The organism is Pauljensenia sp. OF14-1SRA (genome assembly GCF_027694595.1).
GTDB classification, from domain to species: Bacteria; Actinomycetota; Actinomycetes; order Actinomycetales; family Actinomycetaceae; genus Pauljensenia; species Pauljensenia turicensis_B.
In genome coordinates this window covers 1-14,880 of the sequence record NZ_JAQEVQ010000021.1, presented here as the reverse complement: position 1 = coordinate 14,880, position 14,880 = coordinate 1, and the positions used below count along the sequence as shown (strand labels likewise).

The window sequence follows — 14,880 nt, the reverse complement described above, 5'->3', positions numbered from 1 at the left end:
ACCAACGAAAACCCGGATCAAAAACAACACCAAATGTCCTATAACCCGCATTAGCCCTACAACACATAAACAAGGTAGCTTAGATACCACAAGGGGCTAAGCCTTACGGCTTAGCCCCTTGTGGTATCCCATCAACACAGTCAAGTCTTCGAATAGCGCCCTTTCCGTCAGTTACGAAGCGTCCAATTCCTTCGTATCTGCTTTCCTCTTGATGCCTACTACAGTAGCGAGCTCTCCTTGGGAAACCATTGAGTCTTCCTTAAAGTTCTCTGGGATTTTTCTCCCTTCAAACATCAGGTCTCACATTCACCTCACTCGTTCACGGGCCCAGCACGGGCGCGGGAACGAAGCGTCACCGGAATATTCATGACAACAACCGACTGTCTGACAACAATTCGGGTATCCGACTCGACCACTTCGCAACTCTCGAGATCCGCATCGTTACGAGCCACCACGTCGCCCGCCAGCTCACACGGTCTGGACCCCACGTCTTCCCACTGCGCAGTCGCCGACGCATCCGCGCCCGCGAGCGCTCCAAGGTCCGCGATCGCATCCAGACGAGCTTTCGCCGAATAGAGTGCACCAGCGAACACAATGACCAGCAGGCAGATCAGCGCCAACGCACAGATAGCGGTAACGAGGATCGTGCCCGATCCCTCTTCCTTTTCCACCACCCGTCTACGAGATTCCCGATGAGGCGGTGTAGTGCACGCTCTCATGGCACCAACGAGTCCTTTTTGGCTTTGATCGTGCACGTGTTGTCGCCAATGGTCAGTCCTGAAATCGCATGCCCTGAATACGTGGCGCGAGCTTCAACCCACTCACCGTTTTCGACAACTGAAACACTTGCCCCTTTGTGGGCAAGAGAGCCCAATGCTGTAGCTCCAACTTGGGTTGGATTCGCTACTCCCATCATCGCGGCACGCGCTGCTTCACTTGCCGAATGGCACAAGCTCTGACGCGCCAACACTGTGGAGGCAACACCTAACACCAGTGCCAGCATCAATGCGATGGTAACAAAACCGATTGCCAATTCGACCGTCACTGAACCTGTTTCATCGCGACTCCGCTGTGTCCGTTTTGCCCCATCGGCTACACGAGCATGGAAGTTCCTGAAATGCGTATCTCCACGCACACACCAGGCGAATCGCACCTTTTCGAGCCTTCGTTTCCACAGACGCTGACAAGGCCAACGCGGTTTCCTTTCGATTCCTCGTGGGGAGGGGCATATGCCCCTCCCCACTTCCATGTCAGTACTCACAATGACAGTGCCTGAGTGATGATGTTTTGAAGCAGTCCTTTCACGACTCCGGACTTCAAAACGACAATCAGAAGTCCGGCCAATCCAGCAGTGGCAACCGCACCGATTGCATACTCGACTGTCGTCGAGCCTTCTTCTAAGTCCTGGTTGCCCTTCGGCATGACTTTCGTGACGAGCGCCGACGTGGCGTCATGCACCGCCAGTTGCCCCTCGATCGTCTTTGTCGTGAGCGTGTCTAACATGATGTTCTCCTTTTGTCCGATGACCCCGAATGTTCTCCGGGAGTTCAATAGTCAAATGTCTGCTCGAACTTTGCGAACGGACGAAAGCGATTGTGTGGATAAGTTCTGACTCAGAGATTGGCCTGTGAATAACTCAGGGTGATGGAGGCGAAAACATGCCTCTTTACCCAAGTCCGATAATCCCATCGCCCATCAGATGAACAATGATCGGCCCTAGCCCGAGCGCCAAGAAGGCTGGTAACAGCAGGGACCCAAGGGGGACAACAAGCGTCACGCCGAGCGCTTCAGCGCGAGTCCTCGCTTCTGCAAGACGACGAGCACGTATCTGGCGAGCAGTGCGAGACAGCAAGTCGTCTGGAGCGATCCCATCGACCCACGCCGAGTGAAGAGCAAGCGCTAGCTGATCTGTGGCCCTCTCTTCCCAAGCTCGTTCCCATGACACTCCGAGCCGTAGTTCGCGCCCGATTCGGGCAAGCTGATTATCACGGGTCGCCTCCCCCAACGATTCGATCACGCTGGGGATTGCTGCACCTGATTCAAGGACAGCTCGCGCAAGATCGCAGGCAAGAGCAGGATCAATTGCTTCTTCTTTACCGCGAGCCCTTCCCATCAGGTAGTGGCTCAGAAAGTAGGCGCTGACCATGCACGTGAACCCTACAATTGCCAGAACAGTTCCGATTCCGCCCGAAACAAACTGTTTCAAGGGCTCAGCGCCCAACGCTTGCGCTGCTATCACTCCCATCAGTGGCATTGCCAGCAGGATTCGCGTTGACATGCGGGAGCCTTCTGATGCGATCCGGCGAGCTTCTTCCACGGCCTCCGCATCTTCTAAACCATCAGCAACCGCATCGAGGATATGCGCCAGTGGAGCGCCCGTTGTTCCGCTTAAACGGCAGGCTGAATCCAGCGCCTTTGAGGCATGAATAACCCCACTACCCTGAATGGAACGTATCCACCTCCCAAGACTCGCTTCCTTCAGAGAACGGGGAATACGGTGCCCGATGCTTTTCAAGCCGATGATGTCCGTCAAGACCCGGGGCGTCCCTACTTCGTCAATCCCAGCGAACGCCACATCGGGAATGAACCGTTTCCACGAAGTCTCCCAAGCAACACCGGTCGGCGCACCCCCGCGCAATCTGCCGGCCACGTCCGCGACAAGAAGGGCAAGGCGCGCGCCATCGAGCTGTGTGAACGGCGAACGCCACGGAGGGGTTCGGTGGCGCCGAGCCGAACTACCCGGCACAGAAGAGACGCTGCGACGTCCAGCATTGTTACGATCGTGCGATGACTTCTTGATTCCGACTGTTTTGCCCCACGCTTTCACCAGGTTCTTTTCATGTCTGACCTGCGCATACTCAAGAAGAATCCAGGTAGTGACTGCGACGCAGCAGGCAACAAGGCTGATCATGGCGTACCGCCGTCCAGCCCGCACAGGCGCTGTATGTCGGGCCAGGCGCTACCGAAATGGGCTGTCCCGTCTTGGCTCACCTCAAGCGCAAGCTCACACACGAGCTCACCGCCCTGACGTTTCAATATGCCGATTTGCCCGACCCATCGCCCAGGTAGATGAGCCTGTTCCACGCCAGATGCATCAGTGTGTGGCTCTGCTCCGTCAGACGGCTGAGAAACTTGGGGTTTTATGGCACTGCGACGCATATGAATGACCGCATCAAACGCTGCGACCGATTGGTTAATAACCGCAGAATCACTAAGTCCCGCAAGGCCTCCCAGCGCATGTAAGCGGGCGGGAACATCCTCGGCAGAGTTTGCGTGCAGGGTGGCCCATCCTCCGTCGTGCCCAGTGTTGAACGCGAGCATGACGTCGCGAACTTCCGGACCGCGACATTCACCAAGAATCAGACGGTCGGGCCTCATTCGCATGGCTGCTCGCACAAGCTCCGACAGACTGATCCCACCCTTGCCCTGCACATTCGGGTGCCGTTCGACAAGGGATACAGCGTGAGCGTGATCCGGGTGGAGTTCCGGTATTTCTTCGATACAAACGATTCGCTCGTCGTTAGGGACAAGCGACAGCAGGGCTGAAAGGAGCGTCGTTTTTCCACTGCCGGTTGCCCCGGAAATCAGAACGTTGGCACGACGAGCACACAATGCGCGAAGCACCTGAGCCACAACGGGAGCAACCGACCCACACTCCTCCATTTCACTCAGTCCCATCCCGCGAGCGCGCGGGGTTCTCAGCGAGATGAGTGTTCCGGATGCGCTGGGGGCAGGAAGGACGGCGTGGAGTCGGATTCCTCCTTCGAGTGTTCCGTCAACGATGGGACTGGCATCGTCAAGACGTTTCCCGCAGGCGGCCGCCATGTGTACAGCGAGGGCGCGTGTTTGTGTGTCCGTTGAATGTGAGAACTCGCGTTCTTCCAACCCAAAACCGCGGTCGATCCACGCGTGAGTGGAGTTGATGAGCACGTCTGTGACTCCGTTGATTGCCAGTAGGCGGGCGACTTCCGGCCCGGTTCCCTGCGCGAGAGTTCGGATTCTTTCTTGAAGATGTCGCATTTCGTCGACGCCCGCGCCGGGACGAGCGCTTTCTGCGACGGCTTTTTCGAGGTCGCCGTGTGTTGCCAGGTGCCGGAGTGTTCGCTCTTCAATTTCTTGACGGCTCAGTCGCCATCCGTCTTCGGGTGGATTCTGAGCTTTCTGACGAGGCGCGCTTTCGGGTGCGTGGGGCGTGAAGAACATCAGAGCTCACCCTCACCGATTCCAAGCTCGTGGAACAGGCGACGACAGTGCGCCTGTATTGCTCGCTTGAGCGTCAAGACCGGGGCGTTAGTCAGCGCGCGGATGTTCCCACTATTCCCCGTCGTAGTCAGCAGTACGCAGGGCAGGCAAGACTGAAGTGGCCACAACGTCAGCGAGCACGCGCACTGGGTGGCACCCTTCTGGTCTGCTCGTCCGATCAATACGAGTGCGCTCGCATGTGCACCCACGCAGGTGGCCGACCTCTCATCCCACCGCCCACAGTCAACTACGCACCCGTGTCCGGCTTCGTCCAGACTTGAAATGACTGCGCCTAAGCGAGAGTCCAGTGGCGTAGCGACCCCAAGCCCATCCCCCGCTAACACGCTGACGCCTTGAACGATGGGCAGGGTGCGGGCAAGTTCGGGTGAGTACGCTACTTCCCCGTACGCCAGATCCGCCCATCGCACGCCACGACTCTCCGGTAGGTCTGCGCACGATGGGGCTGGTGCGTGTCCGCTTGCGTCAATGAGTACGAGGCCGCGCTCACGCGCGAGTTGGTGCGCAATCGAGCTGGTTCCGGCTCCTCCGTTCCACCCAGCAACGCAGATGCATGGGCGGGGTGGATGCGTCGAAGACAGTGCTGTAGCTTCCGTTTCTTTGCGCGCTTGTCCAGCGTGTTCACGAAGGATGGCGCGAAGAAGGTCCTCGTCTTCAGGAAGGCGGAATTGGCCGTGAGCTCCTACTTCGATGCGGGTGCTTCCCAGTCTGCCAATCGCGTACGGTCCGGCAATAACAAGAAGAGGCGAAGAGTAAGGTGTCCGGCCTCGTTCGTCTGCGTCCTCGACCCACGAGTGCGCATCACCCACATGGATGTCCACGTGCTCGCGCGCAATCATGCGACGCACGAAGCGCTCATCGTTGCGGGTAAGACCGTCGAGAATCAGACGCGCAGTGCCGGGCGCACACTCTGGCTTCACCGTCCCGAACCTGTCCAGTCTACGCCGAGCACTCCAGACGAAAGTATTGCGTTTACCCATCGCGTTTCCTCCAACACACCCGCCGAGCCCCACTGAAAAGACTCGACTCGTTGGACGCACTCTTGCACTGCGACCAGGCAGATTCCACGTGAGCGGAGTGAAATTGTGGAAGACTAATCTGATACCAATCGACCTGTGGATAAGTGGGGTCACAAGCCTCGAAATTCCACCAAATACGTCAGTGCCGACTCCAACCCGTCCCGCTGACACTCAAGTGGCAAGGAGCACGTGATGATTCAACCCCCGCTTCAGCGCAATTCAGCTGCCTTCTTTGATCTTGATAAGACGATCCTTGCCACGTCGTCCTCGATTGCTCTTCAGAGCTCCTTCGTTGACGCCGGCCTCCTGTCGCGCCGAGCTGCCGCCATGTCCGTCCTCGTCCACCTTCCCTACCTGCTCAAAGGCGCAGATGAAAAGCGGATGGACAAGATGGCTGAAGCGATCGGTGACCTGGCTAAAGGCATGAATGCTTCCCTTCTTGAAGCAACCGTTGAATCCTCTCTCGGTCACGCGATTGACCCGGTGTGTTTCACGCAGGCACTCGAAGAAATCCAGTTCCACCATGACCAGATGCGACCCGTTGTTGTTGCGTCCGCATCTGTCATTGAAATCGTCCGCCCGATTGGCAAGATGCTGGGTGCTGACGCCTGCCTCGGCTCGATCGCTGAAGTGAATGACGACGGTGAGTACACGGGCACCGTGCTCCACTACAATCAGGCGGCGAACAAGGCGGCGGCCTGCGAAGAGCTTGCCGCCAAACGCGGATGGAATATGAATGAATGCTGGGCGTACTCCGATTCTGTTTCCGATATTCCTCTGCTGTCTGCCGTCGGCCACCCGATCGCCGTCAACCCTGACAAGGGCTTGCGTGAGGCAGCCGTGAAGAACGGGTGGGAGATCATGCGTTTCACTTCGACCGCAGCTGTTCACCGAACGATTCCCACGCCGTCGCGTCGCACGCTCGCCATGATCGGCGCGGGTGTGGCGATTGGCGTGGCCGCCGTAGGGTATGTGACAGCAAAGCGCGCCTAGCTACTGGGGCAACTTGTCACCTGCGAGTTTCTGGGCTAAGTCGCCTTTTGAATCGCCTACTGTCGGACCTACCTGTTACTTGACGAGCCTTGCGATCTAGCTGAGCCTGCCAGCTTGGACGTGGAAAGCAATGTCAGCGCCGATCTTCGCGCCGTATGTGAACGCGCGCATCGAATGGACAAGCCACCTGGCAACACTTTCCTCGCTGGCGCCCACCCAACCGCCGAGCGCGCGCGAGGCTTCCGCTTGGTTCTCAGCATCGAAGGCTGAAATCACTGCGACGCCCGTGGGTTCAACTCCTTGGGTGACCAGAAGCCATCGCGCAAGCCCATACCCGACCGCGCTGGATGCTGGATCAAAGACGGTGCGAAACCGGAAGTGCGCAACCAGGCAGGCTGCTTTCACAAGCGCCGGTAATTGCCCGTTGATCAACCTCATCGCATATGCGAGCGCAGCGGCATCGTGCGGAATTGCTACGTGCCCAACATCGAGTCTTCCCGATTCGACGAGGCCGGAACAGGCATCTCGGTGGAGTCCCGCGATCAGGGCCGGAAGTGGCCGAGGGGTTTTTCGGGTGGGAACTCGAGCGTTTAAAGGGTCAAAACCTGCCCTGAGGTTCGCTTGGGACCTCCAAATCCCCAGTGCCAAGTCCATTGCCGGATCGCGGGTGGCACCCGACGCGGTGCGTTCATCGCTGACAGCAGACCGAGGCGCGTCGTTCATTGAGGCGATACGCATGTCGTCAACATTTGTTCTGGCGCCACACATGATCGCAATCGCTGTTGCCTCACGGACTGACGCTTCGGCGCGAGCTTCTTCCCAACCGCGACGCAGTCCCTCGTGGAAGCGCAACGTGGTGAACACCTTCACGGTGTCGTCGCAGGCCAGACGTACTTCTTCGCGGGCACTCGCACCGGTAATGACGGCAAGCGTGGGGTCAACAAGGGAATCGATAGTCACTTCTTCAGACTACTAACCGGTGGCCACTGGGCGGGTATACGCCCGGATGTGCGACATACTTGAGGCATGAATCTTCGTCCGACCTCGCGTTCTGAGCACGTGCGCAGTGGCGTATATGCCCTTGTTTTTGCGCCCGTCGCCCTGATCTTCATGGGGTCGTCGATGGCTGATTTACAGGCGCAAGCCGCCGTTGGTCTGCCACTGGCTTCGGTCGAAGGTTTGATCGGTGTCGCGTTGGCGACGATTATCTTGGCCTTGGTGTCACTGAACTGCGAGGAGTCGCCCGCCGGAATGTACGTGACGTCCGCGCTTTCAATTCCGATTGGGCTGAGTCAAGCAGCCGGTTACCTGCGCGTTCCACTCTTGCAGTCGACGATTTTTGATCTGCCGGATATGCGTTCGTCGGTCCTATGGAGCCTCTACCCCCTGTCGGTCACTCTAATCACCGGATGTGCCGCGGTTGCACTGACGTATGCGCGCTACCCGGCAGTCAAAATCAATTCTCTGGTTCCCTATCCTGCAATTACAGGGCATCGGCACACGTGGGTGGCCTCGTTGTCGATCCCCGCAACGCTGATTGCGTCGGCGCTCTTTGTCTTAGCGGCACCGAATGACACCAGCGCGGTGAGCGCGAACGGACTGTCCGCACTGGAGCCGGCGATGGGAACGCACGCTCTCGAAACGATCATCGCCGCGATTCTCTTGGGTTTAACTGCTCTGGTCGCACGTTTTTCGTTGACCGGCCCGCAGGCTGGCGCGTGGCTGATCATGGTGGTTCCCACGTACATGTTGGTTCCGCTCTGGTCGTCGATCACGGGTTCCGTGGTCACTCCGGGGCCCTCGGTGACGACTCAGCTGGCGCTTGCGTCTCCCGTCATTGCGTCCCTGGGGTGTCTGTTGGGCGCCTCCACAATGGGCATCTACTTGGCACGACAGCGGGTCAGCGTGGGGGACGAGGCCACCCAGCTTGATACACAGCGTGACCAAAACAATGGTGACGAAACGCGCCTAGCGGATAAATAAGCCGAAAGTCCGGCATTTTTCTCGATAGTGTGTACCTACAAGCAGGAGGAGCACCATGTCTGATCAGGATTTCACACCACCCAAGGACGATGACTTCGTCGCACCCGAAACATCCGAATACTTCAGCGATGAACCGATGATGGCCGAAGGTGAAGCTACCAATAGCGCAGCACTTCCGCTGACCGGCGAAGAGGTTGACCTTCCGGGTGAAATCTCAAGCGCGGACGACATTATCGGCGAATCGTCTGTTGTTCAGACCGGCCAGATTGAGCCCGTGATTCTGACCCCGCACACGACCACCATCCCCGTGATGACGGACGAAAATCCTGCGATCGTCATCGACCCGGTTTCGGATCCGACTCCGACTCCGCGCGACGTGATGGCGAATCGTGTTGACACTCCCGCTACCGACGCGACCCCCGCGACTCCCGCTTCAGTTGAAGCATCAACCGTTCAGCGTCGTTCCTTTATGACGGCCACTCCGCTTGAAGAGGTCGAGGAAGAAGCTGAAACCACGTGGAAGCCCCGCGAAGAGGCCGTTGAAACGACCGAACCGGAGCAGCCTTTCGTTGCGACGACTCCAACTTCGCTTGATGATTCGATCTTTGAAGGCGCAACCCTGACAGCAGAAATGCCGTCGCGCGCCGGAGCCCACTGGGGTTCCCTGCTCTCGTTCTTCATCCTGGCACCGATCGCCTGGTATCTGGCCGCGGATGCTGGCTCGCGCATGACGAATGCGATGACGGGCGCTCCGACACCCGACACTCCTCTTGTGTCGACGCTGGCACTGGGTGAGCTTCTGGTTGCAATTGTGATCGGCGTTGCTCTGCTGATCGCTGCGTGCAAGTCCTCGCTTGGCCCCTGGTTCTCCGGTGTGATTACCACGATCATCGGTCTGCCGTGGCTGGTTGTTCCGGCCATGACCGCCGAATACAGCAAGCCGGTTTTGACATGGCTGTACAACTGGAACACGGTGGGCGCAAACTTCACGCACCACGTCCAGCTTGCCGGTTATTCCGGTCGATTCCTTCTGATGGGTATTGCCATGATCTTCATTGGCATCCTGTCCCACCGAGTCCGTCGCACCGGTCGCGCCGAAGAGGTCCTGCGTTCCGAGGTCGAAAAGGTGAACCCGACCAGCGCTCACTACACTGCGCGCGCACGTCGCAAGGCAGAAAAGGCCGCTGGCCTGCGCTGAAGATCCTGATCACGCTCTCCCCGGTGGGTGCGCGCTTTTGCGTGCACCCACCGGCGTTTTTATGCCCAGACTATGCGCAATAAGCACAGATGAACAGTGATTAAACAAAGACGATCGAGGAATAAAACAGATCGCCTGCTCGTTGGGATCAACGCACAAACGCTCGCAGATTTGGCGGTTATATGCGCGTTTTCGGCGTGTCCACACGGTTTCTTCACCTAGTAACGGTCAACAGGGCATACTGTGTGGTGTATATCAGTCTCGTATGTTCTATGGCACACGAGTGCTCAGATAATGGTTTCGACCTCGTTACCCACGAGGCCACGAGCAGAAAGGAGCCCCGCCACATGATTGGTGACGGTAACTTCATCAGCCAAGTCCCGCTGTTCGGCGGCCTCGATGATTCCCAGCAGATTTCCCTGCAACAGAAGATGGGCCACACGACCCTGCGTCGTGGCGAGACTCTCTTCGACGAGGGCGACCTTGGCGATCGCCTCTACATCATCACCGAAGGCAAGGTGAAGCTCGGTCACACGTCAAACGATGGCCGCGAGTCCCTGCTTGCAGTCCTCGGCCCCGGTGAAATCATTGGTGAACTGACCCTGTTCGATCCAGGCCCGCGTTCCACCACCGCAACCGCCGTTTCCCCGGTTTCGCTACTCCACCTGGACCACGAAGACCTCATGGAAATCCTCGACACGAACCCGACCCTGGCAAAGCACATGCTGAAGGCACTCGCCCAGCGTCTGCGTCGCACCAACGAGTCCCTGTCCGACCTAGTCTTCTCCGACGTTCCCGGTCGCGTGGCAAAGGCTCTGCTGGATCTGGCAGATCGCTTCGGCACTGCATCCGACAAGGGCGTTCACGTTCCTCACGACCTGACCCAGGAAGAGCTTGCTCAGCTGGTTGGCGCTTCGCGCGAAACCGTGAACAAGTCGCTCGCCGACTTCGTCTCCCGTGGCTGGATCCGCCTGGAAGGTCGCGCAGTGACCCTGCTCGACGTTGACCGCCTGGCACGTCGCGCACGCTGATCTGACAGGGTAACCCTCAGGGTTTATCCTTCATTAGACGCAACTGGGGGCTCGGAACTTTCGTTCCGAGCCCCCAGTCGTATTCAGTCTGTTAATCCGTCAGTGAAACGCCAACCGATCAGGCCATCACAGCTCAGTCCTCGATCGGTCGCTTCAAGTAGGCAACCAGATTCTCTGAACCGGTCGGACCGGGGATCACCTGAACGAGCTCCCACCCGTCAGAACCCCACTGGTCAAGAATTGCTTTCGTGGCATGCGTAAGCAACGGAATCGTTGCATATTCCCATTTAGTCATGGCTCAATCCTACGTTCTTCACTGCCACACCTTCCACGACGGCGTGGCGTCGTGGCCTCGTCAATCAGTGGCATCAAACGAAACTGACGTTCACCCGCGAACGTGCGCAAGAACTCGCGGAACCTTCGCTGCACGAATTTCAGCAGCCAGCGGATCCGGGGAAGACTCCAGCCAGACCCGCCAATTCTCAACGGTCGTGTAGTGGCGAAGCATCGCGCGACGCTCACGCTCTGTCAACCCACCCCACACGCCAAAATTGGCTTCGGACTGCAGGGCGTCAGCAAGACATTCCAAACGGACCTCGCACTGCAAACAACGCAGGCGTACCTGGCGCTGCGCAGCGCCTTGAACAAATGAAGCATCAGGTTCAGAGTTTGCACACAGCGCCTTTGCTACCCAACTCTGATCCTGGTCAATGGTGGTCATGAATATGCACTTCCAAATCGCTCGCCTATGAGCTTTCACCTGTGACGATACACACATCCACAGTAATTAACAAACCGAAGACGTCTCGCCTTGGCAGAGAGTCACACAAAAAGAGGCGTCTACTCACTGCGGAGCGCTCACCAACACGTATTCTTAACCTATGTCGCATAATCACTCGCGCCTTATCCGGCCCGCACAGCTCGTCGCGCTGCTCGTGGCATTCGTGTCCACGTCAGCACTCATCGGCGTGCTCGGGGCAGGCATGCTCGTCCCGCTCACCGGATCTCTCGCGCTCGCAACAAAGTCGATGCCGGAAGTTTTCAACGACCTCCCCAGCGAAATTGAAGTCGTCGAGCCCGCAGAAGAATCGCACATGCTCGATTCAACAGGCGCAGTGATTGCACGCTTCTACGACAAACAGCGCATCGTCGTCCCCTCGGCAAACATCGCCGACATCATGAAGCAAGCCATCGTCGCAGTCGAAGACAAGCGCTTCTACGAACACGACGGCGTTGACGCAACCGGCATCGCCCGCGCATTCGTCAATAACCTGGCCGAAACCGGCACCCAGGGCGCATCCACCATTACGCAGCAGTACGTTCGAAACGCCCTCCTTGAAAAGGGCTACTTGGAAGGCGACGCTGAACAGGTCAACGCGGCAACCGAACAGACCGCAGCCCGCAAGCTCCGCGAGATCAAATACGCTCTCGCCCTTGAACGGAAGCTGGACAAAGATCAGGTCCTCACCGGTTACCTAAATATCGCGCCCTTCGGCCCCATCACCTACGGTGTCGAAGCTGCATCGCAGCGCTACTTCTCCAAGAGCGCCTCTGAAATCAACTACCTCGAAGCAGCAATGCTCGCAGGCTTGGTCCAGTCTCCCGTTGAATACAATCCTCTGTCCTACCCTGAAGCAGCAAAAGAACGTCGCGACCTTGTTCTTGGCTTGATGCTTGACCAGGAAGTCATCACGCAAGAGGAATACGACGCAGGCGTCGCCACCGCCATTGAAGACATGCTGAACCCGAACGTCTCCGCCGAAGGTTGCTCCGGCGCATCGGGCTCCTCCGCATACTTCTGCGACTACGTCCTGTCACAATTCCTTGCCGATGACACCTACGGCGATACGTCCGCGAAGCGCGAACACATGCTGAAGACCGCGGGCATCACGATCCGCACCACGCTTGATCCGACGAAGCAAGCGATCGCTTGGAACTCACTGACCAGCGCGATCCCCGTCGATGACGCCTCCGACGTTGATACCGCACTGGTGTCCGTTGAGCCCAGCACCGGACACATCCTAGTGATGAGCCAGAACACCAACTACGGTGTTGAAGCCGGCCAGACCATGGCAAACTACGCCGCCAATGGCCAGTTCCAGGTCGGTTCGACCTACAAGATCTTCACCCTGTTGCAATGGTTCAAGGAAGGCCACAGCGCCTACGAAACCGTTGGTTCAGCAAACCGCTACTACGGTTCGAACGCCTTCCACTGTGGCGATCAAGCGATCAACACCGGCGCCTACAACGTCGTCGACCTTCCCGGCAAGGACGGCGCAATGAACGTCATTCGCGCAACCGGCTTGTCGGTTAACCAAGCATTCGTGAACATGGCATCGCGCGTCGACTTCTGCCAGATCTTCCAGACCGCCTACGATCTTGGCGTAACCCAGAACGGCGAGGTCGCCGACCCCTTCCCGGCAAACATCTTGGGCACCTCGTCAACAAACCCGCTTGAAGTTGCCGGCGCTTTCGCTGCGATCGCGAACAGCGGTAACTACTGCAAGCCGAACGCGATCCTGTCGGTCACCGACCGCGACGAGAACACGCTGAAGGAATACACGCCCGAATGTAGCCAGGTCATCCCCGAAACCGCCGCCCAGCAGACGGCAACGACGTTGACGCAGGCCGTGGGCCGGTACTACACGTCCACACACATCGCTGACGGCCGTCAGTTCGCCGGCAAGTCGGGTACAACGGATAACAACTCGAACACGTGGATGAGCGGTTTCACCCCCTCTCTGGCCACCTCGGCATGGGTTGGCCACGCGAACGCTTCAACCCAGCCCGTTCAAGACGTGACCATCAACGGCGTCTACTACGCCCAGCTTTACGGTGAGACCTTCGTTGGTCGCACCATCTGGGCACCCTACATGTCAGCTGTTTTGGCGGGCACTCCGATCGAGCCCATGCCGATGGTCAGCATCGGTTCCCCCGCCCCGCAGCCTCGTACTCAGCAGCCAGCAGCTCAGGCAACCGAACAGTACGAAGAGGAAGACTCCGAATAAGGCAGACCCATGACGTACGGCGTGCACACAACTGCCCTCAACATCGCTGGGAGCGCGTTTAAGGGCGTCGGCTACACGACCCTCGGCATGGGGTTGGCAGGGGCGTCAGCGCTCGCCTGGGGCTCGTTTGAACGACGCTGGCCGACATTACGACACGTCCACGTCACCTTGGATCCATCGCGCAATATCCAGCCACTGACAATCCTTCACGTCTCTGACCTGCACATGTTTCCCGGCCAAAACTTCATCGAGGATTTCCTCAGCAAAGTTACGGCCACAAACCACATTGATTTCGTCGTCTCTACCGGCGATAACTTTTCTAGTGTGGACGGCCTCGTCCCCCTGATGCGCGCCTACACACCACTGCTGGACTACCCCGGCGCCTACGTGCTCGGCTCGAATGACTACTATTCGCAGATGCCGAAGAGCTGGGCACGCTACCTTGTCGGCGGACACCCTCGAAAGGCGCGAACAACGCCGAACCTGCCGTGGACTGAGCTGACTTCCGCCTTCCACGAAGCCGGCTGGACGAACCTGAATAACCGCGCAGATACGCTTTCGATTCCCGTTGTCTTAGCACCGGTTGCGCACGTCTCGTCTTCGTCGACCATCGCACCTGACGCTTCTTCGCCTTCTATTCACGAGGCCGCGCACACTTCCCAAACGCTCAGCTTTATCGGGACCGACGACGCGCACCTCAACCGCGATCGACTTCCCATCCCGTTGGATTCGTGGGCGGACCAGCAGAACCTGCGTATCGGACTCACGCACGCTCCATATACGCGCGTTTTGAACGCCATGACGGACGCTGGAGCCGACCTTATCTTCGCCGGTCATACGCACGGCGGTCAGATTGGACTTCCTGGCTTTGGAGCGATCGTGACGAACTGCGACGTCCCACGGAAATACGCGAAGGGGCTGCACTCGTGGCGATATGGCACGCACCAGTCCTTCGTCAATGTCAGTGCCGGACTGGGGACGTCGCGCTACGCGCAGGTTCGTATCGCAACACGCCCCGAGGCCACTCTTCTTTCAATCGCATAGCGTTCACGTAGCCCGTTCGGATAGCGCTACCGCGAATGATTGCCGCGCATTTAGGCTGAGCGCTCGGATCGAGCACTGTGACTTATTCGGCAGGCTCTACGAGGCTTTCCGTTTTGTCATCTGAGACTTTGACTCGCTATACTCAAACAGTCGCACGGGGTGTGGCGCAGTTTGGTAGCGCGCTTCGTTCGGGACGAAGAGGTCGTGGGTTCAAATCCCGCCACCCCGACTCGTGTGAGATCCTCCGGCACTGCAAGGTGTCGGAGGCTTTTTCATTTTTTGGCGACGGAGAACTTAGGGTTAAAGGACAAAAAGAGTTGGTCTGAGCCCGACCTTTCGGCTTT

General features: G+C 58.2%; 15 protein-coding genes and 1 tRNA gene. 7 read left to right on the top strand and 9 right to left on the bottom strand.

Annotated features, from left to right (window positions below; all coding sequences use genetic code 11):
- Positions 1-311: 311 nt before the first annotated feature.
- The 6 genes from PG731_RS08655 to PG731_RS08630 all read right to left on the bottom strand — a co-directional run bounded on the left by PG731_RS08655 (position 312) and on the right by PG731_RS08630 (position 5,240).
- Positions 312-674, bottom strand: a complete 363-nt coding sequence (locus tag PG731_RS08655) for an Rv3654c family TadE-like protein (RefSeq protein ID WP_270773396.1) — start codon at positions 672-674, stop codon at positions 312-314.
- Positions 675-715: 41 nt separating this feature from the next.
- Positions 716-1,045 (bottom strand): hypothetical protein, encoded by a 330-nt coding sequence (locus PG731_RS08650; protein WP_270773395.1) that lies wholly within the window; start codon positions 1,043-1,045, stop codon positions 716-718.
- A 212-nt stretch (positions 1,046-1,257) separates the two neighbouring features.
- Positions 1,258-1,503, bottom strand: coding sequence for a DUF4244 domain-containing protein (locus PG731_RS08645; RefSeq protein ID WP_103632943.1), 246 nt, complete (start codon positions 1,501-1,503; stop codon positions 1,258-1,260).
- A gap of 163 nt (positions 1,504-1,666) precedes the next feature.
- Positions 1,667-2,911, bottom strand: a complete 1,245-nt coding sequence (locus PG731_RS08640) for a type II secretion system F family protein (RefSeq protein WP_270773394.1) — start codon at positions 2,909-2,911, stop codon at positions 1,667-1,669.
- Positions 2,908-4,203, bottom strand: a complete 1,296-nt coding sequence (locus tag PG731_RS08635; protein WP_270773393.1) for a TadA family conjugal transfer-associated ATPase — start codon at positions 4,201-4,203, stop codon at positions 2,908-2,910. The genes PG731_RS08640 and PG731_RS08635 overlap by 4 nt, the downstream gene beginning before the upstream one ends.
- Positions 4,203-5,240, bottom strand: coding sequence for a hypothetical protein (locus PG731_RS08630; RefSeq protein WP_270773392.1), 1,038 nt, complete (start codon positions 5,238-5,240; stop codon positions 4,203-4,205). The genes PG731_RS08635 and PG731_RS08630 overlap by 1 nt, the downstream gene beginning before the upstream one ends.
- Positions 5,241-5,471: 231 nt before the next feature.
- Between PG731_RS08630 and PG731_RS08625 the strand changes: the two genes are divergently transcribed.
- Entirely contained in the window at positions 5,472-6,272 is an 801-nt protein-coding gene (locus tag PG731_RS08625; RefSeq protein ID WP_270773391.1) for an HAD family hydrolase, read from the top strand.
- Between the two features lie 96 nt (positions 6,273-6,368).
- Here PG731_RS08625 and PG731_RS08620 read toward each other — a convergent pair whose 3' ends face one another.
- Complete coding sequence (locus PG731_RS08620; RefSeq protein WP_195225088.1) at positions 6,369-7,232, bottom strand: hypothetical protein; 864 nt, start codon at positions 7,230-7,232, stop codon at positions 6,369-6,371.
- Positions 7,233-7,298: 66 nt separating this feature from the next.
- Between PG731_RS08620 and PG731_RS08615 the strand changes: the two genes are divergently transcribed.
- The 3 genes from PG731_RS08615 (at position 7,299) to PG731_RS08605 (ending at position 10,484) form a co-directional block, all read left to right on the top strand.
- Entirely contained in the window at positions 7,299-8,255 is a 957-nt protein-coding gene (locus PG731_RS08615; RefSeq protein ID WP_270773390.1) for a hypothetical protein, read from the top strand.
- Between the two features lie 55 nt (positions 8,256-8,310).
- Entirely contained in the window at positions 8,311-9,453 is a 1,143-nt protein-coding gene (locus PG731_RS08610; RefSeq protein WP_270773389.1) for a hypothetical protein, read from the top strand.
- A gap of 347 nt (positions 9,454-9,800) precedes the next feature.
- Positions 9,801-10,484, top strand: a complete 684-nt coding sequence (locus PG731_RS08605) for a Crp/Fnr family transcriptional regulator (protein WP_040318335.1) — start codon at positions 9,801-9,803, stop codon at positions 10,482-10,484.
- A gap of 133 nt (positions 10,485-10,617) precedes the next feature.
- Here PG731_RS08605 and PG731_RS08600 read toward each other — a convergent pair whose 3' ends face one another.
- Both PG731_RS08600 and PG731_RS08595 read right to left on the bottom strand, forming a co-directional pair.
- A complete protein-coding gene (locus PG731_RS08600) occupies positions 10,618-10,779 on the bottom strand; it encodes a DUF4177 domain-containing protein (RefSeq protein WP_006680451.1) in 162 nt (53 codons plus the stop codon).
- A gap of 90 nt (positions 10,780-10,869) precedes the next feature.
- The gene (locus PG731_RS08595) at positions 10,870-11,205 is read right to left on the bottom strand and encodes a WhiB family transcriptional regulator (RefSeq protein ID WP_101628756.1); all 336 of its coding nucleotides are present in this window, start codon (positions 11,203-11,205) and stop codon (positions 10,870-10,872) included.
- A 160-nt stretch (positions 11,206-11,365) separates the two neighbouring features.
- Here PG731_RS08595 and PG731_RS08590 point away from each other — a divergent pair, with 160 nt between their 5' ends.
- The 3 genes from PG731_RS08590 to PG731_RS08580 all read left to right on the top strand — a co-directional run bounded on the left by PG731_RS08590 (position 11,366) and on the right by PG731_RS08580 (position 14,765).
- Positions 11,366-13,492, top strand: coding sequence for a transglycosylase domain-containing protein (locus PG731_RS08590; RefSeq protein ID WP_270773388.1), 2,127 nt, complete (start codon positions 11,366-11,368; stop codon positions 13,490-13,492).
- A 9-nt stretch (positions 13,493-13,501) separates the two neighbouring features.
- Positions 13,502-14,536 carry a metallophosphoesterase gene (locus tag PG731_RS08585; RefSeq protein WP_270773386.1) on the top strand — a complete coding sequence of 345 codons (1,035 nt, stop codon included), beginning with the start codon at positions 13,502-13,504 and terminating at the stop codon, positions 14,534-14,536.
- A 155-nt stretch (positions 14,537-14,691) separates the two neighbouring features.
- Positions 14,692-14,765, top strand: a tRNA-Pro gene (locus PG731_RS08580).
- Positions 14,766-14,880: the final 115 nt, after the last annotated feature.